Annotated in this window: 19 protein-coding genes and 1 pseudogene; 9 read left to right on the forward strand and 11 right to left on the reverse strand. The window is 73.1% G+C overall.

Annotation, left to right across the window (positions count from 1 at the left end):
* The 8 genes and pseudogenes from ACH4B3_RS00725 to ACH4B3_RS00760 all read left to right on the forward strand — a co-directional run.
* Nucleotides 1-1076, forward strand: a pseudogene (locus ACH4B3_RS00725) (histidine kinase); the annotation flags it as partial.
* Nucleotides 1077-1085: 9 nt separating this feature from the next.
* Nucleotides 1086-1499 (forward strand): roadblock/LC7 domain-containing protein, encoded by a 414-nt coding sequence (locus ACH4B3_RS00730; RefSeq protein ID WP_197992152.1) that lies wholly within the window; start codon nt 1086-1088, stop codon nt 1497-1499.
* Between the two features lie 107 nt (nt 1500-1606).
* Nucleotides 1607-2017, forward strand: a complete 411-nt coding sequence (locus ACH4B3_RS00735; RefSeq protein ID WP_398460534.1) for a DUF742 domain-containing protein — start codon at nt 1607-1609, stop codon at nt 2015-2017.
* The gene (locus ACH4B3_RS00740) at nt 1998-2582 is read left to right on the forward strand and encodes a GTP-binding protein (protein WP_398460535.1); all 585 of its coding nucleotides are present in this window, start codon (nt 1998-2000) and stop codon (nt 2580-2582) included. Before ACH4B3_RS00735 ends, ACH4B3_RS00740 begins: the two co-directional genes overlap by 20 nt.
* Nucleotides 2583-2977: 395 nt before the next feature.
* Entirely contained in the window at nt 2978-5983 is a 3006-nt protein-coding gene (locus ACH4B3_RS00745; RefSeq protein ID WP_398460536.1) for a nitrate- and nitrite sensing domain-containing protein, read from the forward strand.
* 10 nt (nt 5984-5993) lie between these two features.
* Entirely contained in the window at nt 5994-6407 is a 414-nt protein-coding gene (locus tag ACH4B3_RS00750) for a roadblock/LC7 domain-containing protein (RefSeq protein WP_135337964.1), read from the forward strand.
* Nucleotides 6408-6488: 81 nt separating this feature from the next.
* Entirely contained in the window at nt 6489-7064 is a 576-nt protein-coding gene (locus tag ACH4B3_RS00755) for a DUF742 domain-containing protein (RefSeq protein WP_398460537.1), read from the forward strand.
* Nucleotides 7045-7623 (forward strand): GTP-binding protein, encoded by a 579-nt coding sequence (locus ACH4B3_RS00760; RefSeq protein WP_398460538.1) that lies wholly within the window; start codon nt 7045-7047, stop codon nt 7621-7623. Before ACH4B3_RS00755 ends, ACH4B3_RS00760 begins: the two co-directional genes overlap by 20 nt.
* A 149-nt stretch (nt 7624-7772) precedes the next feature.
* Here ACH4B3_RS00760 and ACH4B3_RS00765 read toward each other — a convergent pair whose 3' ends face one another.
* From ACH4B3_RS00765 to ureA, 10 genes are all read right to left on the reverse strand, one after another.
* Nucleotides 7773-8012, reverse strand: coding sequence for an acyl-CoA carboxylase subunit epsilon (locus ACH4B3_RS00765; protein ID WP_398460539.1), 240 nt, complete (start codon nt 8010-8012; stop codon nt 7773-7775).
* Between the two features lie 43 nt (nt 8013-8055).
* Nucleotides 8056-9639, reverse strand: coding sequence for an acyl-CoA carboxylase subunit beta (locus tag ACH4B3_RS00770; protein WP_398460540.1), 1584 nt, complete (start codon nt 9637-9639; stop codon nt 8056-8058).
* A gap of 250 nt (nt 9640-9889) precedes the next feature.
* The gene (locus ACH4B3_RS00775) at nt 9890-12376 is read right to left on the reverse strand and encodes a polysaccharide lyase 8 family protein (RefSeq protein WP_398460541.1); all 2487 of its coding nucleotides are present in this window, start codon (nt 12374-12376) and stop codon (nt 9890-9892) included.
* Complete coding sequence (locus ACH4B3_RS00780; RefSeq protein ID WP_398460542.1) at nt 12376-12900, reverse strand: hypothetical protein; 525 nt, start codon at nt 12898-12900, stop codon at nt 12376-12378. Before ACH4B3_RS00780 ends, ACH4B3_RS00775 begins: the two co-directional genes overlap by 1 nt.
* Nucleotides 12901-13287: 387 nt before the next feature.
* Nucleotides 13288-14613, reverse strand: coding sequence for a hypothetical protein (locus ACH4B3_RS00785; protein WP_398460543.1), 1326 nt, complete (start codon nt 14611-14613; stop codon nt 13288-13290).
* A gap of 231 nt (nt 14614-14844) precedes the next feature.
* On the reverse strand, nt 14845-16455 hold the full coding sequence (gene cimA, locus ACH4B3_RS00790) for a citramalate synthase (protein WP_398460544.1): 1611 nt from the start codon (nt 16453-16455) through the stop codon (nt 14845-14847).
* A gap of 379 nt (nt 16456-16834) precedes the next feature.
* On the reverse strand, nt 16835-17449 hold the full coding sequence (locus ACH4B3_RS00795; RefSeq protein ID WP_398461539.1) for a TetR/AcrR family transcriptional regulator: 615 nt from the start codon (nt 17447-17449) through the stop codon (nt 16835-16837).
* Nucleotides 17450-17525: 76 nt separating this feature from the next.
* On the reverse strand, nt 17526-18605 hold the full coding sequence (locus ACH4B3_RS00800) for an agmatine/peptidylarginine deiminase (RefSeq protein ID WP_398460545.1): 1080 nt from the start codon (nt 18603-18605) through the stop codon (nt 17526-17528).
* Nucleotides 18606-18624: 19 nt separating this feature from the next.
* Complete coding sequence (locus ACH4B3_RS00805; RefSeq protein WP_398460546.1) at nt 18625-20316, reverse strand: urease subunit alpha; 1692 nt, start codon at nt 20314-20316, stop codon at nt 18625-18627.
* The gene (gene ureA / locus ACH4B3_RS00810; RefSeq protein ID WP_398460547.1) at nt 20313-21089 is read right to left on the reverse strand and encodes an urease subunit gamma; all 777 of its coding nucleotides are present in this window, start codon (nt 21087-21089) and stop codon (nt 20313-20315) included. Before ureA ends, ACH4B3_RS00805 begins: the two co-directional genes overlap by 4 nt.
* A gap of 163 nt (nt 21090-21252) precedes the next feature.
* On the opposite strand from ureA, the gene ACH4B3_RS00815 reads away from it, so the two are divergent.
* Entirely contained in the window at nt 21253-22707 is a 1455-nt protein-coding gene (locus ACH4B3_RS00815; RefSeq protein WP_398460548.1) for a cytosine permease, read from the forward strand.
* A 128-nt stretch (nt 22708-22835) separates the two neighbouring features.
* Here the strand turns inward: ACH4B3_RS00815 and ACH4B3_RS00820 are convergent, their stop codons facing one another.
* A complete protein-coding gene (locus ACH4B3_RS00820; RefSeq protein WP_398460549.1) occupies nt 22836-23921 on the reverse strand; it encodes a branched-chain amino acid aminotransferase in 1086 nt (361 codons plus the stop codon).
* Between the last annotated feature and the right edge of the window lie 280 nt (nt 23922-24201).

The following is a 24201-nucleotide window of genomic DNA, read 5'->3' on the forward strand; positions in this document are numbered from 1 at the left end:
ACACCGGACAGTTCGCCCGCCCCGAACTCGGCCAGGGCCCCGGCGACACCGGGCAGTACCCGCAGCCGCAGCTCGGCCAGGACCCGTCGGAGACCGCGCAGTTCGCCCGGCCCGAACTCGGTCAGGGCCCCGGCGACACCGGACAGTTCCCGCAGCCGCAGCTCGGCCAGGACCCGTCGCGGACCGGGCAGTTCGCCCGCCCGGAGCCGGGCCAGGGCCCCGGCGACACCGGGCAGTACCCGCAGCCGCGGCTCGGCGACACCGGCACCCATCGCCTCCAGGGCGGACCCGGCGACACCGGACAGTTCGCCCGCCCCGAACTCGGCCAGGGCCCCGGCGACACCGGGCAGTACCCGCAGCCGCAGCTCGGCCAGGACCCGTCGGAGACCGGGCAGTTCGCCCGGCCCGAGCCGGGTGCCCAGCGCTCCGCTCCGACCGGCGGCTACCTGCCGCAGGGCGGTCCGGGCGTCGGCCTCGGCGGCCGGCCGCAGACCGACACCGGGCAGTTCCCGGTGGCGTCCGAGCCCGCCGACGCGCTCACCGGAAAGCTGGAGGCGCTGCCGCCGTCCGGCCCCGGTGACGACCGCACACCGATCTTCGACACCATCGAGTCCAACTGGTTCCGCGGCGCGCGCGGCGGCACCGACGGCCGGGGGATCCCGGTTCCGGACCGCGAGAGCGCTCCGTCCGGCGACGTCCCGTCCCCGGTGTCCGAAGACCGGCATCGCGAGCCGCAGGCCTCGCCCGCGGGCGGGCCGGCGAACACCGCCGCTCCCGAGTGGCGTGCCTCGCCCAACGACGAGCGCTGGCGCCGGGCCGAGCAGGTCCGGGTGCCCGCCGCCGGCGGGATCACCGCTTCCGGGCTGCCGCGCCGGGTGCCTCGTGCCAACCTCGTGGAGGGCACCGCCCAGCAGCAGCCCCAGCAGACCGGTCCGCAGGTGTCGCGCGCGCCCGATGACGTGCGCGGACGGCTGACGAACCTCCGACGGGGGATCCAGCAGGGCCGTCAGGCCGGAACCGGTCCGGACGGCAACCAAGATCGCGGCCTTGGCCCGACTTACCAGCAGGAGCGTTAGTTGAGCCCGATGAGCCAGGCGGCGCAGAATCTGAACTGGTTGATCACCAACTTCGTGGACAACACCCCCGGGGTGTCCCACACCGTGGTGGTCTCCGCCGACGGACTCCTCCTCGCGATGTCCGAAGGCTTCCCCCGCGACCGCGCGGACCAGCTGGCGGCCGTCGCCTCCGGCCTGACCTCGCTGACCGCCGGAGCCTCCCGCATCTTCGAGGGCGGCTCGGTCAACCAGACCGTCGTGGAGATGGAACGCGGATTCCTCTTCATCATGTCCATCTCCGACGGATCGTCCCTGGCGGTCCTGGCCCACCCGGAGTGCGACATCGGCCTCGTCGGCTACGAGATGGCCCTGCTCGTCGACCGCGCGGGGAACGTCCTCACGCCGGACCTGCGGGCCGAGCTGCAGGGCAGCCTGTTGAACTGACCGCTTGTCCACCCACCGTCCGTCCCGCCCGGCCAGCAGGCCGGGCGCCCCCCACCGGCACCGACCGACGGCACCACCGTCATCTTGCTGTCCCGACCGGAGGATTCATGACCCCGCCCCCCGCCTCGCCCGGCCCGTACGGCGGCCATCATCACTCGCCGTACGGGGGCGAAGGCGACCAGCCCCTGGTACGTCCGTACGCCATGACCGGCGGCCGGACCCGGCCGCGCTACCAGCTCGCCATCGAGGCGCTGGTCAGCACCACGGCCGACCCTGCTCACCTGCAGGGGCTGCTCCCCGAGCACCAGCGCATCTGCCATCTGTGCCGGGAGGTCAAGTCGGTCGCGGAGGTCTCCGCACTGCTGAACATCCCGCTCGGTGTGGCGCGCATTCTCGTGGCCGACCTCGCGGAAGCCGGCATGGTGGCGATCCACCAGCCGGGCGGCGGCTCGGAAGCGGGCGGAACGCCGGATGTGACACTGCTGGAAAGGGTGCTCAGTGGACTTCGCAAGCTCTAACGGCGCGCCTGCCGCCCGGTCCACCACCTCCGCGAAGATCGTGGTGGCGGGTGGTTTCGGCGTGGGCAAGACCACGTTCGTCGGGGCGGTCTCGGAGATCAACCCGCTGCGCACCGAGGCCGTGATGACCTCGGCTTCCGCGGGCATCGACGATCTGAGCCATGTGCAGGACAAGACCACGACGACCGTGGCGATGGACTTCGGCCGCATCACGCTGGACGACGACCTGATCCTGTACCTGTTCGGCACCCCGGGCCAGGACCGCTTCTGGTTCATGTGGGACGACCTGGTCCGCGGCGCGATCGGCGCCGTCGTACTCGTCGACACCCGGAGGCTCGCCGACTGCTTCCCGGCCGTCGACTACTTCGAGAACAGCGGCCTGCCGTTCGTCATCGCCCTCAACGGCTTCGACGGACACCAGCCCTACTCCCCCGAAGAGGTCCGCGAGGCGCTGCAGATCGGGCCCGACACGCCGATCATCATCACCGACGCGCGGCACCGCAGCGAGGCCAAGAGCGCGCTCATCACACTCGTCGAGCACGCCCTGATGGCCCGCCTGAAGTAGTCCGCCGGGCCGTCGGCGGCAGCGGGTCGCGGGCCCGGAGTGCCCGGCGGACGGGCCGGTGGCGGTGCGCCGCGGGGCCCGAGAGACGTGCCCCCGGGCGGGCTGTGTCCTGTGACACGGCCCGCCCGGGGGCTTATAACGTTTCGACAGAGAAAAATACCCGGCCGGACACGCATCGCGCACAGCCTGTTCCACAGTGCATTCGTTTGCCTGGCTTTTTGCAGCCTCTCGACCCTGATGCCCTTTTCGTCCCTGGCTCTTGGCGCTTCGCGCGCGCTGTTCCCGGTGTTTGGACTGCACCCGTCCCCCGTGCTGGAATTCCCTGAACTGGGCAGTAAGGGCTCAGCTGAGAACGGCACGACATCAGGTGCCGACGCCGAGAGGTTGTTGGTCGAGTGAGGCGAAGCAAGCCCGACTCCGCACAGCAGGCGCGGGGGAACTTCACCCCGCCGCCGCGCACAGCGGCGTCGCCCGCCGATGTGCCGGAAACCCCCGCCCCCCAGGACAAGGGTGGCCGTTTTTCCCCCGGCAACTGGCGGGTACCCACCCGCCTGAACGCCATTCTGCTCATTCCGGTGCTGGTCGCCCTGGTCTTCGGCGGCCTGCAGGTGGAGTCGTCCATATCGACCTGGAGCGAGGCGCAGGACGCCGAGCGCACCGCGCGTCTGGTCCGGGCCGCCGCCGGCTACAGCAACGCGCTGATCAACGAGCGTGACCTGAGTGCCGAGCCGCTGCTCTCCGGTGGCGACGACACTGCGGTGAAACAGGCCCGCGCGGCCACCGACGCGGCGGCCGAGGAGTTCCACCGGCAGGCGGACGACATGCCGGACACAGCGAGCCTGAAGCGCCGGCTCAAGGCGTTCGAGGCGGTCGAGCCCCAGTTGGAGGCGCTGCGCCGCAACGCGTACACCTCCCGGCTGACCGGGGTGCAGACCGAGGAGGGCTACGTCGCCGTCCAGCACCCGCTGATGGAGTTCGCCAACGAGCTGGGTCTGGGCACCGGCAACATCACCTCCTACGGACGCACCGTCTACGCGATCTCGCTGGCCAAGGCCGCTGAATCGCTTCAGCGCTCGCTCGGTGTGCACCTGCTGGTGAAGCCCGGCCCGAGCGCCGAGGACCGGCGGGCACAGCTGACCGCCCTGGCCTCCTACGCGTATCTGGAGAAGATCGCGCTCGACGAGTTCAGCTCCGGCGGCATGGAGGCGGACGTGCGGCGGCTGGAGGACACCCTCGCCGCCACCAAGAAGGAGTGGGAGGAGCGCGTCGCGCAGGAGCGGGACGACGCCGAGGCCGCCGGGAAGCGGTTCGCCACCCCGCCGCCGATGGAGCGGATGCTGCGCGCCATCGGCGCGCCGGACGCCCAGGCGTCCACGCTCAAGCGGCAGGGCATCACCCCGCAGACCTGGTTCGACGCCGCCACCGCCAAGTTCGACGCCTACCGCGAGGTCGAGCAGCACCTCGCCGACAAGGCCGTGGACGAGGCCGCCCAGATCTCCTCCGACGCCAAGCGCGACGCGATCGTCACCTCGGTGATCGTGCTGGTCGCCCTGCTGGCGGCGTTCATCGTCGCGGGCATGATGGCCCGTTCCATGAGCCGCAGCATGCGGCAGCTGCGCAAGGCCGCCTTCGAGGTCGCCGAGCAGCGGCTGCCGACGCTGGTCGACCAGCTGTCCCGGACCGACCCGGGTCGCGTCGACACCCGGGTGGAGCCGATCCCGATCACCACCAAGGACGAGATCGGCGAGGTGGCCCGGGCCTTCGACCAGGTCCACCGGGAGGCGATCCGGCTCGCCGCCGAGCAGGCACTGCTGCGGGGCAACGTCAACGCGATCTTCACCAACCTCTCCAGCCGCAACCAGGGCCTCATCGAGCGGCAGCTGGAGCTGATCACCGGCCTGGAGAACAACGAGGCCGACCCGGACCAGCTGGAGAACCTGTTCAAGCTGGACCACCTGGCGACCCGTATGCGGCGCAACGGCGAGAACCTGCTGATCCTCGCGGGCGAGGAGCCGGGCCGCCGCTGGAACCAGCCGGTTCCGCTGGTCGACGTGTTGCGCGCGGCCTCCTCGGAGGTGGAGAACTACGAGCGGATCGAGATCTCCGGCGTGCCGGAGAGCGAGATCCACGGCCAGGCCGTCACCGACCTGGTGCACCTGCTCTCCGAGCTGCTGGAGAACGCCACCGCCTTCTCCTCGCCGCACACCAAGGTGAAGGTGGCCGCGACCCGGCTGCCGGACGGCCGCGTCATGATCGAGATCCATGACAAGGGCATCGGTCTGACCGCCGAGGACTTCGCCGACATCAACCACAAGCTGGCGAACCCGCCGACCGTGGACGCGGCGATCTCCCAGCGGATGGGCCTGTTCGTGGTCGGCCGGCTGGCCGACCGGCACGGCATCCGGGTCCAGCTGCGCCCGTCGGGTGAGCAGGCGGGCACCACCTCGCTGGTCATGCTGCCGGACGCCATCACCCACGGTGGTGGCGGCGAGGAGCTGTCGCAGGACGACTTCACCGTCTCCCGGATCGTTCCGGAGCAGCCGTACGCCACCCAGGAGACCCCGGCGCTGCGGACCGCCGCCGAGCTGGGCTTCGACGACTCGCACTACGGCGGGGAGCAGCAGCCCCCGGCGACCGGGATGGACCCGGTGGGGCGCTCGCTCGCCCGTGGTGAGCGGCGTGCCGCGCTGGAGGCGCAGACCTACCGCCAGACGGAGTATCCGGAATCGGACTACGCGGATCGGGCGGAAGATCCACAACAGTCGTACTTCGACTACAACTCGCCTGCGGAGCAGGGTGGATGGGCGGATTCCGGTTCGTACCAGGCTCCCTACGGTTCCTCGTACGGAACGCAACCGGAACCGATGCCCGGCATTCCCGAAGTCCCCGGGGACCGCGTAGAGTTCAACCATCCGGGTTCTGCCCCGGTCGACGCCCCGCCGGTGACGGACTCTGGTCTGCCGCGACGTGCCAAGCAGTGGCAGCAGCCCGGGGACGGTGCGGTGGACGCGTCGGGCGGCAGCCCGGGCCATGCACCGGAGCAGCAGCCCGTCCGGCCGGAGCAGGGTGCCGGGGAGAGCGGGCCCACCTGGGCTTCGGCCAACGACGAGCGCTGGCAGCGTGCCGAGCAGCTGCGGGAGCCGAAGGCCGGCGGGGTCACCTCCTCGGGGCTGCCCCGGCGGGTGCCCAAGGCGAACCTCGTGGAGGGCTCCGCGACCCAGTCCGTCTCGGGCGGTCCGCAGGTCTCCCGTGCACCGGAGGCCGTGCGCGGCCGGCTGAGCAACCTGCGCCGCGGCGTCCAGCAGGCGCGCAACGCGGGTGGTACCGACGGCAGCACCCCGCAAGACCAGCATGACCAACAGGGCTACGGCCCCGGCAGTACCTACGATCAGGAGCGTTAGTGTGAGCCCGATGAGCCAGGCGGCGCAGAACCTGAACTGGTTGATCACCAACTTCGTGGACAACACCCCCGGGGTGTCCCACACCGTGGTGGTCTCCGCCGACGGACTCCTCCTCGCGATGTCCGAAGGCTTCCCCCGCGACCGCGCGGACCAGCTGGCGGCCGTCGCCTCCGGCCTGACCTCGCTGACCGCCGGAGCCTCCCGCATCTTCGAGGGCGGCTCGGTCAACCAGACCGTCGTGGAGATGGAACGCGGATTCCTCTTCATCATGTCCATCTCCGACGGATCGTCCCTGGCGGTCCTGGCCCACCCGGAGTGCGACATCGGCCTCGTCGGCTACGAGATGGCCCTGCTCGTCGACCGCGCGGGCGGGGTACTGACCCCCGATCTCCGAGCAGAACTGCAAGGAAGCCTTCTCAACTGACAAACAGACAGTGCGTTCCGCGCCACCGCGCCATAGGGTGCGGTGGCGCGACCGCAAAACCGGCGAGCTGGAGGAGGACCCGTGGAGACGTCGCCTGGCGGATATCCGTACGAGCCCGAGCAGCAGTACGACCCACAGCACAACGCTCCGCTGCGCCGGTTCAACTTCCCCTCCTCCCCCAGCCAGCGCCGCCCGGGCGTCCCGCCCCGGCAGCAGCCCGGGCACGGCGCCGGCTACGAGCCGCCCCGCGCTCCCCGAATACAGCCGGTGGAGCCGCGCACGCCCGCTCCTGAGCCGTCCCCGGCCGCCGGGGGGCACCACCCCCTGGTGCGCCCGTACGCCATGACCGGCGGCCGGACCCGGCCCCGGTACCAGCTCGCCATCGAGGCGCTGGTCAGCACCACGGCCGATCCGTCGCAGTTGCAGGGCCAGCTGCCCGAACACCAGCGGATCTGCCAGCTCTGCCGGGAGATCAAGTCGGTTGCCGAGATCTCCGCCCTCCTCGCCATTCCCCTCGGCGTGGCCCGCATCCTCGTCGCCGATCTGGCGGAGGCCGGGCTCGTCGCCATCCATCAGCCCGGCGGCGACGAGACCGCCGGCGGACAGCCTGACGTGACACTGCTCGAAAGGGTGCTCAGTGGACTTCGCAAGCTCTAGCGATGCAGCTCGCTCCACCACCTCCGCGAAGATCGTGGTGGCGGGCGGCTTCGGCGTGGGCAAGACCACGTTCGTCGGCGCGGTCTCGGAGATCAACCCGCTGCGCACGGAAGCCGTGATGACCTCGGCCTCGGCGGGGATCGACGACCTCACGCATGCGCCCGACAAGACCACGACGACCGTGGCGATGGACTTCGGCCGCATCACGCTGGACCAGGACCTGATCCTGTACCTGTTCGGCACCCCGGGCCAGGACCGCTTCTGGTTCATGTGGGACGACCTGGTCCGCGGCGCGATCGGCGCCGTCGTACTCGTCGACACCCGGAGGCTCGCCGACTGCTTCCCGGCCGTCGACTACTTCGAGAACAGCGGCCTGCCGTTCGTCATCGCCCTCAACGGCTTCGACGGACACCAGCCCTACACCCCCGAAGAGGTCCGCGAGGCGCTGCAGATCGGCCCGGACGCGCCGATCATCATCACCGACGCGCGGCACCGCAGCGAGGCCAAGAGCGCGCTCATCACACTCGTCGAGCACGCCCTGATGGCCCGCCTGCGGTAGCCGGTCCGCCGGTCCGGGGCCCGGCCGGGGCCCCGGACCGGCGAGATATGGCCCCCGGGCCCGTGAACGACGGAAGTCCCCGCCACTCCCAGGGAGTGGCGGGGACTTCCGCGTTCGCTTCTCCGGACGGCGCGGCCGTCGGGCCGGGCTCAGCCCTGCCAGCTGTGCGGCGCCCGGAAGCCCGACTGGCGCTCCAGCCGGCGCCAGCGGGCGGTGCTGCGGCGGGGTCCGGTGGCGGTGTGGCTGCGGCGGTGGGCCGCGCCGGCCGCGGCGCGGGCCAGCAGGACCGCGGTGACGGCGGCGAGTTCCTCGGCGTCGGCGTGGCCCTTCTCCACCCGGACGAGCGTGGACGTGGCGGCGGTATCGGCGGGATCGCTGGTAGTGCTCACGTGGTCTTCGTCTCCATCGGTGCGTCAGTGCGGCGTGGTGGCGTTACTGCGGCGGGTTGCCGTGCTTGCGGGACGGCAGGTCGGCGTGCTTGGTACGGAGCATCGCCAGCGACCGGATGAGCACGGACCGGGTGTCGACGGGGTCGATGACGTCGTCGACGAGGCCGCGCTCGGCCGCGTAGTACGGGTGCATCAGCTCGGACTTGTACTCCTTGACCATGCGGGCGCGCATGGCGTCGGGGTCGTCCGCGCCGGCGATCTGGCGGCGGAAGATGACGTTGGCGGCGCCTTCGGCACCCATCACCGCGATCTCGTTGGTGGGCCAGGCGTAGGTCAGGTCGGCCCCGATGGACTGCGAGTCCATGACGATGTACGCGCCGCCGTACGCCTTGCGCAGGATCACCGAGATGCGCGGCACGGTGGCGTTGCAATACGCGTAGAGCATCTTCGCGCCGTGCCGGATGATGCCGCCGTGCTCCTGGTCGACGCCGGGCAGGAAGCCGGGCACGTCCAGCAGCGTGATCAGCGGGATGTTGAAGGCGTCGCACATCTGGATGAAGCGCGCGGACTTCTCCGACGCCTCGATGTCCAGCACTCCGGCCAGCGACTGCGGCTGGTTGGCGATCACGCCGACCACCTGGCCGTCCAGACGGGTGAGGGCACAGATGATGTTCGTCGCCCAGCGCTCGTGGATCTCCAGGTACTCGCCGTCGTCGACGATCTCCTCGATCACCTTGCGCATGTCGTAGGGCCGGTTGCCGTCCGCCGGGACCAGGTCCAGCAGGGCCTCGCCCTTGCGCTCCACCGGGTCCTCGGACTCCGCCACCGGGGGGTTCTCCCGGTTGTTCTGCGGCAGCAGGGACAGCAGGTAGCGCACTTCCTCCAGGCACGACTCCTCGTCGTCGTACGCGAAGTGGCACACCCCGGAGGTCTCGGCGTGCACGTCCGCGCCACCCAGTCCGTTCTGGGTGACCTTCTCCCCCGTCACCGCCTGGACCACGTCCGGGCCGGTGATGAACATCTGCGAGGTCTCCCGGACCATGAACACGAAGTCGGTCAGGGCCGGGGAGTAGGCGGCGCCACCGGCGCACGGCCCGAGCATCACGCTTATCTGCGGGATGACGCCGGACGCCTTGGTGTTGCGCTGGAAGATGCCGCCGTAGCCGGCGAGCGCGGAGACGCCCTCCTGGATACGGGCACCGGCGCCGTCGTTGAGCGACACCAGCGGCGCCCCCGCCGCGATCGCCATGTCCATGATTTTGTGGATCTTCGTGGCGTGGGCCTCGCCCAGCGCTCCGCCGAAGATCCGGAAGTCGTGCGCGTAGACGAACACGGTACGCCCGTGCACGGTCCCCCAGCCGGTGATCACACCGTCGGTGTAAGGCCGCTTGGCCTCCAGCCCGAACCCGCTGGCCCGGTGCCGCCGCAGCGGCTCCACCTCGTTGAAGGAACCCTCGTCCAGCAGCAGATCGATCCGCTCCCGAGCCGTCAGCTTGCCCTTGGCCTTCTGGGCCTCGGTCGCCCGCTCGCTCGGACCCCGCCGTACCTGCTCGCGGATCGCGTGCAGCTCGGCGACGCGCCCGCGGACGTCACTCGCCTCTTCGGGCGCACCTTCGAGATTGGTCATGCATCGACGGTACGTGCCGGGGGGCCATGACACTCATGTCGGTTTCATACAACGTCACACGCGTTTTCGTGGGCAGGCATAACAGAACTGCTCTGTGAGTTTGCCGTCCGCTGTTGTACCAAAGGCCAGTCCGAGCTGTCGGCACCCCACAAACCCTGCGAGGTCATCCCGCCATCGCCGGAGATTCACCACCCGGACGGGCGCACGCGGTCGGCGGATCGGGGCGCGTCCCCGCGGGGCCCCGGGGAGATCATCCGGCCAGTGACACGGTACAGCGGTGGGTGGCGCCGGCCGTACCCGCGGTGATCCGCAGCCGCAGTGCGCCGCCGGTGCCCAGCACCCGCACGCCCGGGTCGTGGGCGGTCACCGCGCGCACCGGACGGTGCCAGGTGACGTCCAGCGGTACTCCGGTGCGGGCCGGATCGGCGACGCAGACCACCGCGGCGCCGCCGGTGCGCCGCACCAGCACGCTCGCCGGACCGCTCACCGTGATCCCGCCGGTGCGGCCCGGCTGCCAGAAGTTCACGGCGGTGAGCCCTAGCGCGGGGACCCGTACGCCCTGCCGGCGGCCGGAGTTGACCAGCACCCGCACCCGGTCCCGGTCGGCGGCGCGGGCGGCGACCGCCTCCGGCCCGGCCCCGGGCATCAGCAGATAGGCGTAGGACGCCCCGTCCGGGTCGGTGCCGTGGTCGTGCCACAGCGTCAGGTACCGGCGGGTGAACGGTTCCGGCGAACCGCCGGTGTTGATGTCCCGCCAGGATCCGGTCCGGGACTCCAGCAGCGCGCGCACCCGGCCGCCGCCGGGGAAGACGTAGCCGCCGTGGCCGGGCAGGTGCGCCCAGCGGGCGTGCCCGAAGGTGGCGCTCCAGCCGGCGGACGCGGGCCGGCGGACGCCGTCCACGGTCAGCTGCACGGCCGGGGCGGCGCCCCCGGGGTCCCCGGGCGTGGGTGCCGGCTCCGCGCCGAGGTTGCGGTGGTCGATCACGGTCTCCACGGCGGTGCCGTCCCGCGCGGTGATGTCCGCCCCCAGGCAGAGGACCCCGTCGTCCAGGCAGAACCAGGACTTCCTGGCGCGCAGGGTGCTCGCCAGGCCGCGCAGGTCCTGGCCGAGCGCCGCGAACTCGCCGTCGGTGGTGCCGCCGACCCACCGGGCGTCGGGGCGGGGCTCGCCCCAGCCGCCGCCCTCGTTGTCGGCCAGGCGCTTCGCGGAGACGGTGGTGCCGGGCAGCCGGTAGGGGTCGGCGGTGGGCCAGAAGGCGTCCGTGTACTGGCCGTGCCGGCTGAGCGGGTCCCGGCCGGCCCACCAGTACAGCATTCCGGCGCCGGTGTGCCAGCCGCGCGGGTTCTCGCCGTTGCCGTTCTCGTAGTACGCGATCCGGTCCGAGGCCATGGCGATGTTGACGGTCCAGCCGGGCCGGCGGTGGACGGCCCGGTCCATGGCGGCGAAGAGCCGGTGTCCGGACGGTTCCGGGGCGGCCGGCACGGGGTCGGCGGCGACGGCGTGCAGCCGGGCCAGGTCGGCGACGCCGAACTGCGGGTCGGTGAGCACCGGACGGTAGGTGTCCCGTTCGATCCAGCCCTTGACCAGGGCGTGCCAGCGCTCCCGCGGGGTGCCCCCGGCGCCCCCGCCCGGCCCGCCGGCCGGGGTGCCGGCGTCCGGGACCCGGGCGAGCAGCGCGATCGCCGCCAGCAGCTGGTGTCCGCGCTGGTGGTCGCCCTGCCGGAGACCGCTGTCGGTGCGCTGCACCCCGCGGCTGATCGCCCGCCCGGAGACGCTGTCCATCATCAGCCCGTCGTGCAGCAGCGGCGCCCAGGCCCGCTCGACGCTGTCGAAGACGATGCGCCGGGCGGGGTCGGTGACCTCCCAGGGGGAGCCGGCGAGCAGGGTGAGCAGCCGGCCGAGCCCGTCCAGCAGCACATGGCCGTAGGTGCCGGAGTAGGCGACATGGGTGTGCTGGATGAAGGAGCCGTCGGCGTACAGGCCGTCGCCCCGGGTGACGTACGGGAAGACCGGGGAGAGCGCGTCGCGGGCGAGCGCGATCTTGGCGGCGGACCCGCCCAGCACGCCGCGCAGCGCGACCACCCGGCACAGATCGACCCGGTTGGCCCCGGTGGAGGTGCCGGTGTAGTCGCCGAGCATGCCGTCCGGGACGAAGTGGTCCACCGCGGCCAGGGTGCGGGCCCGCAGCTCGGCGGGAACCGCGCCGGGCAGGGTCGCCACCGCGTCCAGCAGCAGCCGGGGGCTGCCGATCTGCCACTCCCACCAGTTGCCGTAGCGGGTGGTGCCCGGGTGGTAGACGGTCCGGTCGAGGTGGTCCAGGCCGCGGACGACGTCCTCGGCCAGCCCGGGGTCCCCGGTGAGGCCGGTGCCGGGCTGGGCGTACGCCTGGGCCATGACGTTCAGCCGGGCGTAGCCGGCGGTGATGCCGCTGGGCGGGTCGTGGGGGCGGTCGGGCCACAGCCAGCCGGGGGCGGGCCGCATGGTCGCCCGGTATGCGGCGGCCTGCTGCCCGGTGCGCCGCAGCCGGTCGGCGTAGGGTGCGGCGCCCGGGTCGAAGCCGGTGCCGAGGGTGAGGTCCAGCCAGCGGCGGCGCAGCGCCTCGAAGGGCTCGGCGGACCGGTCGCGGGCGGGCGGTGCGGTGTCCGCGGCGGCGGACCGGCCCGGTCCGGCGAGGGGCAGACCGAGGCCGAACGCGGTGGTGGTCAGGAATCCTCGCCGGGACCAGGCCGGGGACATCAGCAGCCGCCGCAGTTGTAGTACAGCACGTCCCAGTGGTTGCTCTCGCGGGCGTAGATGTTGCCGGAGCCGGACTTCCACATCTTCGCGCCGTCGGAGCGGACGCCGATGTAGGTGAAGTTGCCGGTGATGTAGTTGCTCACGCAGGTGTAGGGGCTGAAGTCGAGCTTGTAGCCGTTCCAGTGGCTGTAGGTGCCGCCGGCGTGACCGGTCTCGGTGCCGCCGGTGATGTTGAGGGCGCAGCCGCTGGCCCGCTTGAGGGTCTGGGCGCCCTGCGCGGTGGGGAGGTTCAGCTGGTCGAAGGAGGTGCAGGTCGGGTTGTTCCGGTCGGAGCACCCGCCGGAGGAGGACCAGGTGATGCCCACCTCCCGGAACATGGCGGTGGCCTGCGAGTGGCTGATCTTGGTGACGGTGACGGCGGCGTGCGCCTCGCCGCCGCCGAGCGCGCCGACGCCGGGGGCGAAGAGCGCGCCGAGGACCAGGGCGAGCACGGTGAGGACATGGCGGACCGGATGGTGCCTCAAGGAATCCTCCTGCTGTGGACCGGGCTGGGGGGAGAGTCGTCGGTGTGCAGGTGGAGCAGGAGGATGATGCCCGAACGCTACGCGCGTCGCCAGGGTTCGCGGGAAACACCGGGCGAACGGTGGGCGTCGCCGGGCGACGGGCGGCGGCCCGCGTGCCGGCCCTCGGCGGGCGCGGCGGCGGCCGGTGCCCGGGGGCCGGTCCGGGGCGGACGGAGGGCCGGCCCCCGCGGTCGAGGCGGACGGACGGGTGGCCGGCCTCGGGGGTCGAGACGGGCGGCCGGAGGGGGCCGGCCCCGGGGCCGAGACGGGCGGACGAGTACCCCGGGGGTCGGAGCGGGCGGGCGGGTGGCCGGCGCCCGGGTCGGAGCGGGCGGGTGGCCGGCGCGGTCAGAAGTCGCCGCCGCCGAACCCGCCGCCGAAGTCTCCGCCGCCGCCGAACCCGCCGCCGTCGAAGCCGCCGAAGTCCCCGGAGTCGAAGTCGCCGCCGGAGAAGTCGCCGCCCTCGAAACCGTCGGTGTCGGCGTAGGCCGGGGTGGCGAGCATCGAGCCGAGCATGGTGCCCATCAGCAGGCCGGGCAGGAGCCCGCCGCCGAAGTAGCCGCCGGCCCACGGTCCGTACGCCGGTCCGGCCTCCCAGTACGGGACCCGGCCGCGCGCGGTCTCGACCGTGCGGCCGAGCGGCTCCTCACCGTCCGCCAGCCGGGCCGCGTCGGCCGCGCAGACCGGAACGGTCCGGGCGGTGCCGTCGGGCGGGGCCCATTCGGCGTCCGCGGTCGCGGGGCCGTGCCGGGGGTCGAAGAAGCACGGCGGGCGGCGTTCGGGCGGCGGCTCGCCGGCGCGGCGGGCGGCCAGCACGGCCAGCGCGAAGCGCCCTTCCTCCAGCGCCTCGGTGACCCCGCGCACGTCGTCCGGGTGCCGGGCGGCCGCCATGGCGGCCTTGGCCCGCTCGTAACTGTCCAGCGCCCGCTCGTAGTCGGCGCGCATCGCGTCGTCGGCGCCCGGCTCGCCGGGGTGGAAGTCCAGCCGGTCGAGTTCCTCGCCGAAGGCCGTGATGTCCTCGTCCACCACCACCCGCAGCTTCCGCAGGGCGGCCCGCTCCTGTGCCGCGCGCCGCTTGCGGCGGCGGTTGGTCACCAGGAACGCGCCGGCGGTGGCGACGACGAGCAGCATGCCGATGGTGACCAGGGTGCCCACGACGGTGGCGCCCCGGGAGGCGCCGCCCCAGGAGGACGGGGCGTCGCCATCGGCCTGTTCCAGCGCTCCGTCGACGAAGTCGTCCAGCTGGGTGGCGGCGTCGCTGCCGCCGGCCGGCTCCACCGAGCGGACGAGGTTGTCGACGGCCTGGTTGGACATGACCGAGGAGTCCGCGCCCGCGTCGAATCCGTCGCCGAGCCGGACCGCGTACACGCCGGAGATCCCGGTCTCGGTCCGCAGGTCGCTGAGGAGGTTCTGCTCCGGGAACTCGTCCCCGGCCGGGAGCACGGCGACGAAGACCGGCTTGTCGGCGTCCTCGATCTTCTCGGCCAGCGCGTCGGCCTCGGCCCGGGAGAGCTGGTCCCGGGCGCCCGGGTCCACGTAGACCGGCCCCTGCCGCAGTGCCTGGGCAGCGGTGTCGACCCCGGTGGCCGCGGAGGCGCCGCCGGCGGTCCCCAGGAGGACGGCCGACAGGAGCAGCAGCACGCCGGTGACGAGGGGGAACAGCCTCAACCGCATACTTCGAAGTTACCCGAAACGGAGCAAATCCGGGCATCGGGGTCGGGTAGTCCTGGCCCCGCACCGGGTCGCCGGGTACACCGCGCCACCCGCGGCCCGCTCGCCCGCACGGGGACCGTGCCCCGGCCACCCGCGCGGGGCGGGTGCGCCGGGTGCGCGGCACCGGCCCCCGGCGGCCCGGGGCGGGTGCCGGGCACCGGCGGGGTCCGCCCCGGAGGGGTGCCGGGGGTGCTACTCCTGCGGTTCGACGCCCGCGCGGCGCAGCCCGTAGGCGTAGGCGTCGTCCAGCGCCTGCCAGGACGCGGCGATCACGTTGTCCGCGACGCCGACGGTCGACCACTCGTCCCGGCCGTCGGTGGTGGAGACCAGCACCCGGGTGGTGGACTCCGTGCCGTGCTTGCCCTCCAGGATGCGGACCTTGTAGTCCACCAGCTCCATCCCGGCCAGCTGCGGGTAGATGCGCTCCAGACCCACCCGCAGCGCCCGGTCCAGGGCGTTCACCGGGCCGTTGCCCTCGGCGGTGGCGACGATGCGCTCGCCCTTGGCCCAGAGCTTGACGGTGGCCTCGTTGACGTGGCTCCCGTCCGGCCTGATCTCGACGATGGCGCGCCAGGACTCCAGCCGGAAGTAGCGGCGGGCCCGTCCCTCGACCTCCTCGCGCACCAGCAGCTCGAAGGAGGCGTCGGCGGCCTCGTAGGTGTAGCCGGCCAGCTCGCGCTCCTTGACCCGCTCGACCACGCGGCCGATCAGCTCCCGGTCCCCGCCGAGGTCGATGCCGAGCTCCTTGCCCTTGAGCTCCACCGAGGCGCGCCCGGCCATGTCGGAGACGAGCATCCGCATGGTGTTGCCGACCAGCTCGGGGTCGATGTGCTGGTACAGGTCGGGGTCCACCTTGATCGCCGAGGCGTGCAGTCCGGCCTTGTGGGCGAAGGCGGAGACCCCGACGTAGGGCTGGTGGGTGGACGGGGTCAGGTTGACCAGCTCGGCGATGGCGTGCGAGATCCGGGTCATCTCGGTGAGGGTGCCCGGCGGCAGCACCCGCCGGTCGTACTTCAGCTCCAGGGCGGCGACGACCGGGAACAGGTTGGCGTTGCCCACTCGCTCGCCGTAGCCGTTGGCGGTGCACTGGACGTGGGTGGCGCCCGCGTCCACGGCGGCCAGGGTGTTGGCCACCGCGCAGCCGGTGTCGTCCTGGGCGTGGATGCCCAGGCGCGCGCCGGTGTCGGCGAGCACGGTGGCGACGACCGCGTGCACCTGGGCGGGCAGCATGCCGCCGTTGGTGTCGCAGAGCACGACCACGTCGGCCCCGGCCTCGTGGGCGGTGCGCACGACCTGCTTGGCGTAGCCGGGGTTGGCGCGGTACCCGTCGAAGAAGTGCTCGCAGTCGACGAAGACCCGGCGGCCCTGGGCGCGGAGGTGGGAGACGGTGTCGCGGACCATCGCCAGGTTCTCGTCGAGGCTGGTGCGCAGGGCGAGTTCCACGTGGCGGTCGTGGGACTTGGCGACCAGCGTGATCACCGGGGCCCCGGAGTCCAGCAGCGCCTTGACCTGCGGGTCGTCCTCGGCGCGTACGCCCGCCTTGCGGGTCGCGCCGAACGCGACGAGCTGGGCGTGGCGGAAGTCGATCTCGTTGCGCGCCCGTGCGAAGAACTCCGTGTCGCGCGGGTTGGCGCCGGGCCAGCCGCCCTCGATGAAGCCCACGCCGAAGTCGTCCAGGTGCCGGGCGATGGCCAGCTTGTCCGCGACGGTCAGGTTGATGCCCTCACGCTGGGCGCCGTCGCGCAGCGTGGTGTCGAAGACGTGGAAGCTGTCGTCCGGGACGGTGGTGCTTGCGTCCGTCATGCTGATCTGACTCCTGTGAGGTCTCGGTCTACCGGAATAACCGGTTCCGCGCCCTCCATGATCCCTCGCGCTCCCGCTCCCGGCGGGGTCGGGCCGGGAAACGAAAAGACCCCTCGCGGGTGCGAGAGGTCTGCGCGCGGGTCTGGGGACACGATGTCCGCGCCGTACCGGGTCGTACGGGGCGGTCACTGCGGACCGGCGCGCCTGCTGCCAATAATCATGGCGAACGAGAGCACGAGCCGCAGTCTGGCACATACCGCCGCCGGGCCGCGTGCCGTCTCAGCATGCGAGCGGCGCGCCCCGGACACCGGACGGGACCGGCGCGCCGCCGAGCCGGTCCGCCGCCGCGGCACCACCGCCGGGGCGGGACGGACCGCCGTCAGGACGCCGGGACGAGCGCCTGGTCCAGGTACTCGCGGACGTGCGCCAGGGCCGTGGGCCGGTCCAGGCCGGGCAGCCCCACCACCAGATGGGTGCCGAAACCGTCCAGCATGGCCCGGGTGCGGACCGCGAAGCGCTCCGCGTCCACCGCCGCGAACTCCCCGCGGGAGGCACCCTCCGCCAGCAGCGCCACCAGGTCGCGGTGCCAGGCCAGCTCCAGTTCCAGCTGGCGGGCCCGGGTGGCGTCGTCGGCCGTCTGCGACCGGTTCCACACCTCCAGCCACAGCGTCCAGCGCGGGTCCCGGACCGCGTCGGGCAGATACAGCTCGACGAAGGCGTCCAGCCGTGCCCGGACGGCCACCGGCCGGGACAGCGCCGCCCGCCGCTCCGCGCCCAGCTGCTCCTCGCTCCACAGCAGGGTCTGCAGCAGCAGCTCGTCCTTGCTGCGGAAGTAGTACAGCAGGTGGCCGCTGCTCATGCCGACCTCGCGGCCCAGCCCCGCCATGGTCAGCGAGGCCAGGCCGTGTTCGGCGATGGTGCGCATGGCGGTGGCGAGCACCTGCTCGCGCGGCGGGCTGGCCCGCCGCTTGGGGGTACGGGCCGTACCGGCCACCACCGACGCTCCTTCGTCTCGGGCGCCCGCCGCCGGACACCGCCGGCCACCGGACGCGGAACCTGCCGGCGCGGGCCTAGCCGTGGCCACCGGGCCGGGGCTGCTGCTGGGTGATGCAGTGTATGCCGCCGCCGTTGGCGAAGATCTCCCGGGCGTCCACCAGCGTGACGGTGCGGTCCGGGAAGAGCCGGCGGAAGATCCCGGCCGCGTGTTCGTCGCGGGGATCGCCGAACGCGCAGAGCACCACGCCGCCGTTGCACAGGTAGTGGTTGACGTACGAGTAGTCCACCAGCTCCCCGTCGGCCTCCAGCACGGTGGGCGCGGGCAGCTCCACGACCGTGAGTTCCCGGCCCCGCGCGTCGGTGGAGTGGCGCAGCAGCTTGACGATCTCCTGGCACACCTCGTGGTCGGGGTGGAGCGGGTCCGGCTGGGTGTGGGCCACCACCACGCCCGGGGCGGCGAAGGCGGCGACGATGTCGACGTGGCCGCGGGTGCCGAACTGGTCGTAGTCGCGGGTCAGGCCGCGCGGCAGCCAGATCGCCTTGGTGGTGCCGAGCTGGGCGTGGATCTCGGCTTCGGCCTGCTCGTGGGTCCACCCCGGGTTGCGGTCCGGGTCCAGCTGCACGGTCTCGGTGAGCAGCACCGTGCCCTCGCCGTCCACATGGATGCCGCCGCCCTCGTTGACCAGCGGTGAGGCGTACCGCCGGGCTCCGGCCCGGCGGGCCACGAACTCGCCGATGTGCCGGTCGAGGTCCCACACCGCCCAGTCCTGGGCGCCCCACCCGTTGAACACCCAGTCGGTGGCGGCGAGCCCGTCGCCGCCGGTGAGGAAGGTGGGGCCGATGTCGCGCATCCAGGCGTCGTTGAGCGGTGCCTCCACGATGTCGATGCCCGGGCCGAGGAACCGGCGGGCCGCCCGGCCCTGCCCGGTGCCCGCGACCACGGTCACCGGCTCGAAGCGGCGCACCGCCCGGGCCACCGCGGTCCAGGCGTGCCGGGCGCGCTGCAGGGCCGGGTCGCCCTCCTCGCCGAAGGTGGCGTTGGGCCCCGGCCAGGCCATCCAGGTGCGGTCGTGCGGGGCCCACTCGGCGGGCATCCGGAAGCCGTCGGCGGCCGGGCCGGCGGTGGCGGGCGGGGGAAGGGGGCTGCTGCTCATATGGCGGTCCTTGGCTGGTTCACAGGAAGTACAGGCGGCTGAGGGAGACCCGGTCGGCCGGGTCGGAACGCATCGGGGCCCCGTCGAGGGTGACCAGTCCGCTGCGGTCGTCCACCCGGACGTCCCCCAGCCGGGAGTTGTGGACGAGGTCGGCGGGCCCGATGCCGCGGGTGCCGCGCACCGCGACCCGGCGGCGCCGGGTCGGCATGGTGTCGTCCTCCCGGTCCACGGCCGCCTGGGCGACGAAGGCCACCGAGAGGTCCGCGGCGGTGGCCCCGTAGGCGCCGAACTGCGGGCCGAGCACGAGGGGTTCGCAGGTGTCGGTGGCCGCGTTGGGGTCGCCGGTGACGCCGTAGGCGGGGAAGCCGGCCTTCAGCACCAGTTGCGGCTTGGCGCCGAAGAACTCCGGGCGCCACAGCACGATGTCGGCGAGCTTGCCCACCGACAGGGAGCCGACCTCGTGCGCCAGGCCGTGCGCGAGCGCCGGGTTGATGGTGAGTTTGGCGACGTAGCGCAGCACCCGGCCGTTGTCGTCGTGCGGGCCGTCGCCCTCCATCGGGCCGAGTTCGGCCTTCATCTTCCCGGCCATCGCGAAGGTGCGGCGCACCGTCTCCCCGGCCCGGCCCATGCCCTGGGCGTCGGAGGAGGTGATGCCGATCGCGCCCAGGTCGTGCAGCACGTCCTCGGCGCCCATGGTCCCGGCCCGGATGCGGTCCCGGGCCATGGCGGCGTCGCCGGGCAGGTCGGTCTTGAGGTCGTGGACGGAGACGATCATGCCGTAGTGCTCGGCGACGGCGTCCCGGCCGAAGGGCAGCGTGGGGTTGGTGGAGGAGCCGATGACGTTGGGCACCCCCGCCATCTTCAGCACGTTCGGTACGTGTCCGCCGCCGCAGCCCTCGATGTGGAAGGCGTGGATGGTCCGGCCCTCCAGCACGGCGAGGGTGTCCTCCACCGCCAGGCACTCGTTGAGGCCGTCGCTGTGCAGGGCGACCTGCACGTCGTGGTCCTCGGCCACCCGGAGCGCGGTGTCCAGGGCACGGGCGTGCGCGCCCATGTCCTCGTGCACCTTGAATCCGCAGGCGCCGCCCTCGGCCAGCGCCTCCACCAGCGGCGCCGGGTGCGAGGACGAGCCGCGGGCCAGGAAGCCGATGTTCACCGGCCAGGCGTCGAAGGCGTTGAAGGCGTGCCGCAGGGCCCAGGGCGAGTTGACGCCGACGCCCCACACCGGGCCGAACTCCTGGCCGATGATCGTCGTCACGCCGGACGCCAGGGACGCCTCCATCACGCGGGGCGAGAGCAGGTGGACATGGGTGTCGACGGCGCCGGCGGTGGCGATCATCCCCTCGCCGGAGACGATGGTGGTCCCGGTGCCGACCACCACGTCCACCCCGTCCAGGGTGTCGGGGTTGCCCGCGCGGCCGATGGCGTGGATACGGCCCTCGCGGATCCCGATGGACACCTTGCGGACGCCCAGCAGGGCGTCGATGACCAGCACGTTGCTGATCACCACGTCGCAGGTGTCGCGGACCGCCGCGGCCTTCAGGTGGAGCCCGTCCCGGGCGGTCTTGCCGAAGCCGGCGAGGAACTCGTCGCCGGGGCGCTGGGAGTCGGACTCCACCCGGACCACCAGTCCGGAGTCGCCGAGGACGACGCGGTCCCCGGCCCGGGGCCCGTGCACGGCCGCGTAGTCACGTGGGTCGATGGCGGTCACCGCTGGTCCTCCTCGAGGTCGGCGGGCGGGTTCGGTACGGAAGGCCCGGGCACCGGCGCGGCGGGGTCGGCCGGGCCGGCGCCCAGGTAGCCGCAGGCGGCGGCGCGGCGGAGTGCCTCGGCGCGGGCTCCCGGGGCGTCCAGCGGCCCGTCGACGAGTCCGGCGAAGCCGATGGCGACGCGGTCCCCGCCGATCGGGACCAGGCCGACCTCGACCCGCGCTCCGGGGTCGAAGCGCTGGGAGGACCCGGCCGGGACGCACAGCCGCATGCCGTAGGCGGCGCGCCGGTCGAAGTCCAGCCGGGGGTTGGCCTCGAAGAAGTGGAAGTGCGAGGTGACGCTGACCGGCACGGTGGCGGTGTTCGTCACGGTCAGGCGGACCGCCGGGACGGGCTCGGGGTCGGCAGGGCCGGGGATGACCGCCCCGGGCGCCGCGTCCCCGAGCGTGCCGGGGGTCCCGTCGGCCCCGGTGCCGCGGAGGGGGTCGGCGACCACCGCGAGCCGTGAGCCGTCGTCGAAGACCGCCTCCACGTGCACCTCGGTGACCACGTCGGCCACCCCGGGCAGCACGTCGTCGGGTCCGAGTACCGTCCGGGCCGCCTCGATCGCCTCGGCCAGCCGCCGCCCGTCGCGGGCCGCCTCGCAGACCGTGTCCGCGATCAGCGCGGTCGCCTCGGGCACGTTGAGCCGCAGGCCGCGCGCCCGGCGCGCCCGGGCCAGCTCCGCGGCACCGAACAGCAGCAGCCGGTCGCGTTCCGTAGGGGTCAGCCGCACTCCGTACACCTCCTCGTTTAGAGCGTCACTCTAAACCTAACCGAAGACTACGGCCAAGGGTTGACGCCCACCGCGACGTCCTTCACATTGAACGCGGTATTGAACGCCACTCTAAAAGTCGTCCGGCCGGCCCAGCCCTTCGTCCCCCAGGGAGAACAGCCCCATGCCGATAGCGAGAGAACAGCGCGGAGTCGACACCGTCCCCGACCGGGAGCGCACCAGCACGCCCCGGGACCTGGTCAGCATCCTGCTCGGCTCCAATCTGGCCCTGGGGGTGGTGATCTTCGGCTGGCTCCCGGTCTCCTTCGGCCTGGGGCTGTGGGCCTCGGTGTCCGCGCTGGTCGCCGGGACCCTGGTGGGCACCCTGCTCACCGCGCCGCTGGCGCTCGTCTCGCTGCGCACCGGCACCAATCTGTCCACCTCCAGCGGCGCCCACTTCGGGGTGCGCGGGCGGCTCATCGGCTCCGTGATCGGGCTGCTGCTCTCCCTCGGCTACACCGCGCTGACCCTCTGGGTGGGCGGCGACGCGGTGGTCGGGGTGCTCGCCCGGCTCTTCGGACTGCCCGCGGACGGCTGGGCCTACGCCGTGGTCTACGCCCTGCTGGCCGGCTGCACCGCCGTCGGCGCGGTGTACGGCTACCGGCTGCTGCTCCGGCTCAGCCGGGTGCTGGCGGTGGGGATGACCCTGCTGCTGACCGCGGGGCTGATCGCGTACGCCGACGGCTTCACCACCGCGGCCCCGGCCGGCGGCCCCGCGCTCGGCGGCTTCTGGCAGACCTGGCTGCTGGCGGCGGTCTCCGCCGGGCTCAGCGGCCCGATCGCCTTCATCACCCTGCTCGGCGACTACACCCGGTACATCTCCCCGCGCCGCCACTCCTCCCGCGCGGTCTTCTGGGCGACCTGCGCGGGACTCGTGGCCGGCCTGCTGATACCGCAGCTGTTCGGCACGTTCACCGCGCTGGCGGTCGGCGCCGGCGCGGACTACGCCGGACCGCTGGTCGCCGGATCACCCCTGTGGTACCTGCCGCCGCTGCTGCTCGCCGCGTCGGCCGGCTCGGTCGGCAACGCCGGGCTGATGCTGTACAGCATGGGTCTGGACCTGGACGCCATCGTGCCGCGGGCCACCCGCGCGCAGGCCACCTGCGCGGTGGCCGCGGTCTCCACCGCCTTCGTCTACCTGGGCCACTTCGCCTGGGACGCGCAGGAGGCGATGACCTCGTTCGTGCTGCTGCTCACCGCGGTCGGCACACCGTGGGCGGTGATCACGGTGTTCGGCTTCCTGCGCTGCGGCGGCGACTACGACGCCGAGGCGCTGCAGGTGTACAACCAGCGCTCCCGGGGCGGCCGCTACTGGTACCGGGCGGGCTGGCAGCCGCGCGCCACCGCGGCCTGGGCGCTGGGGGCGGCGGTGGGGCTGACGGCCGTCGACACCCCGGTCTACAGCGGGGTGCTGGTGCGCTGGACCGGCGGCATCGACGTCAGCTTCCTGCTGTCCGCGGCGGTCGCCGCGGGCGGGTACGCCGCGCTGACCGCCCGCGACCCGCGCCCCGTGGCGCCGCTGCGGGCCAGGGTGGCGGCCGTCCCGGCGGCCGGGGCGGAACCGGCCGAGGCGCCCTGACCGGGCCGGGGCCGGGCGACCGGCCCCGCCGGGCGGTCCGGCGGGCTCCCCCGCACATGGCGCCGGCGCCTGTCCGGCCCCGGAGACGGGGTCGGACAGGCGCCGGTGCGCCATCGGTGACGGCGGGTTCAGCCGAGCGGGTGCATCCAGCCGTGGGTGTCCGCGGCGGCGCCGGTCTGCACGTCCAGCAGGGCCTGACGGAGCTTCATGGTGACCTCGCCCGGCCGGCCGTCCGCCACCGTCCAGTCGCCGCGGGCGGACTTCACCGAACCGACCGGGGTGATGACCGCGGCGGTGCCGCAGGCGAAGACCTCGGTGAGGGTGCCGTCGGCGTTGCCGTTCCGCCAGTCGTCGACCGAGATGCGGCCTTCGGAGACCTGGTACCCGAGGTCCTCGGCGATCCGCAGCAGCGAGGCGCGGGTGATGCCCGGCAGCAGCGAGCCGGTCAGCTCGGGCGTGACGATGCGGTCGCCGAACACGAAGTACAGGTTCATGCCGCCCATCTCCTCGATCCAGCGGCGCTCCACGGCGTCCAGCCAGACCACCTGGTCGCAGCCCTGCTCGGCGGCCTGCGCCTGGGCGACCAGCGAAGCGGCGTAGTTGCCGCCGGTCTTGGCGGCGCCGGTGCCGCCGGGGGCGGCCCGCACGTACTCCTCGGAGAGCCAGACCGAGACCGGCTGCACGCCGCCGGGGAAGTAGGCCCCGGCGGGCGAGGCGATGACCACGAACAGGAACTCGTTCGCCGGCCGGACACCCAGGCCGACCTCGGTGGCGAACATGAACGGCCGCAGGTAGAGGGACTCCTCACCGGTGCCCGGCACCCACGCCCTGTCCTGGGCGACCAGCGCGTCGCAGGCGGCGATGAAGGTCTCGACCGGCAGTTCGGGCATGCCCATCCGGCGGGCGGACGCCTGGAAGCGCCGGGCGTTCTCGTCCGGCCGGAAGGTGGCCACGCCGCCGTCCGGCTGCCGGTACGCCTTGAGTCCCTCGAAGATCGTCTGGGCGTAGTGCAGGGTCATGTTGGCCGGGTCGATCGACAGCGGCGCGTACGGGACGAGCTGCGCGTCGTGCCAGCCCAGGCCCCTCGTCCACTTGATCGTCACCATGTGGTCGGTGAAGTGGCGGCCGAAGCCGGGATTCGCCAGGATCTGCTCCCGCTCCGCGTCGGACAGCGGATGCGAGGAGGGCTTGAGCGCGATCGAGGTCGTCGTCATGGGTTACGTGTCCTTCACCTTTTGTCGTGGCGGACCGCGCTGCACTCGCGTCCGGAAAACTGCTAGGACGTCCGAGCTTTCCCTCATGGTGCGGCCCCACGTTCGATTATCGCGCGCGCGGGTCCGGCCGGAACCCCCTGGGCAGCTGTCCGGTGCGGACGGGGGCGGACGCCTTGGGTCGATGGTCGCACCCAACCGCGCGGTAGCACAGCCACCCGTTCGTCACATCCGGGGCGGTATGCGCCTGGTGGAGTGAGCGGAACGGGTGGCTGTGCCGCGG

The organism is Streptomyces sp. NPDC018031 (assembly GCF_044327625.1).
Classification (GTDB): domain Bacteria; phylum Actinomycetota; class Actinomycetes; order Streptomycetales; family Streptomycetaceae; genus Streptomyces.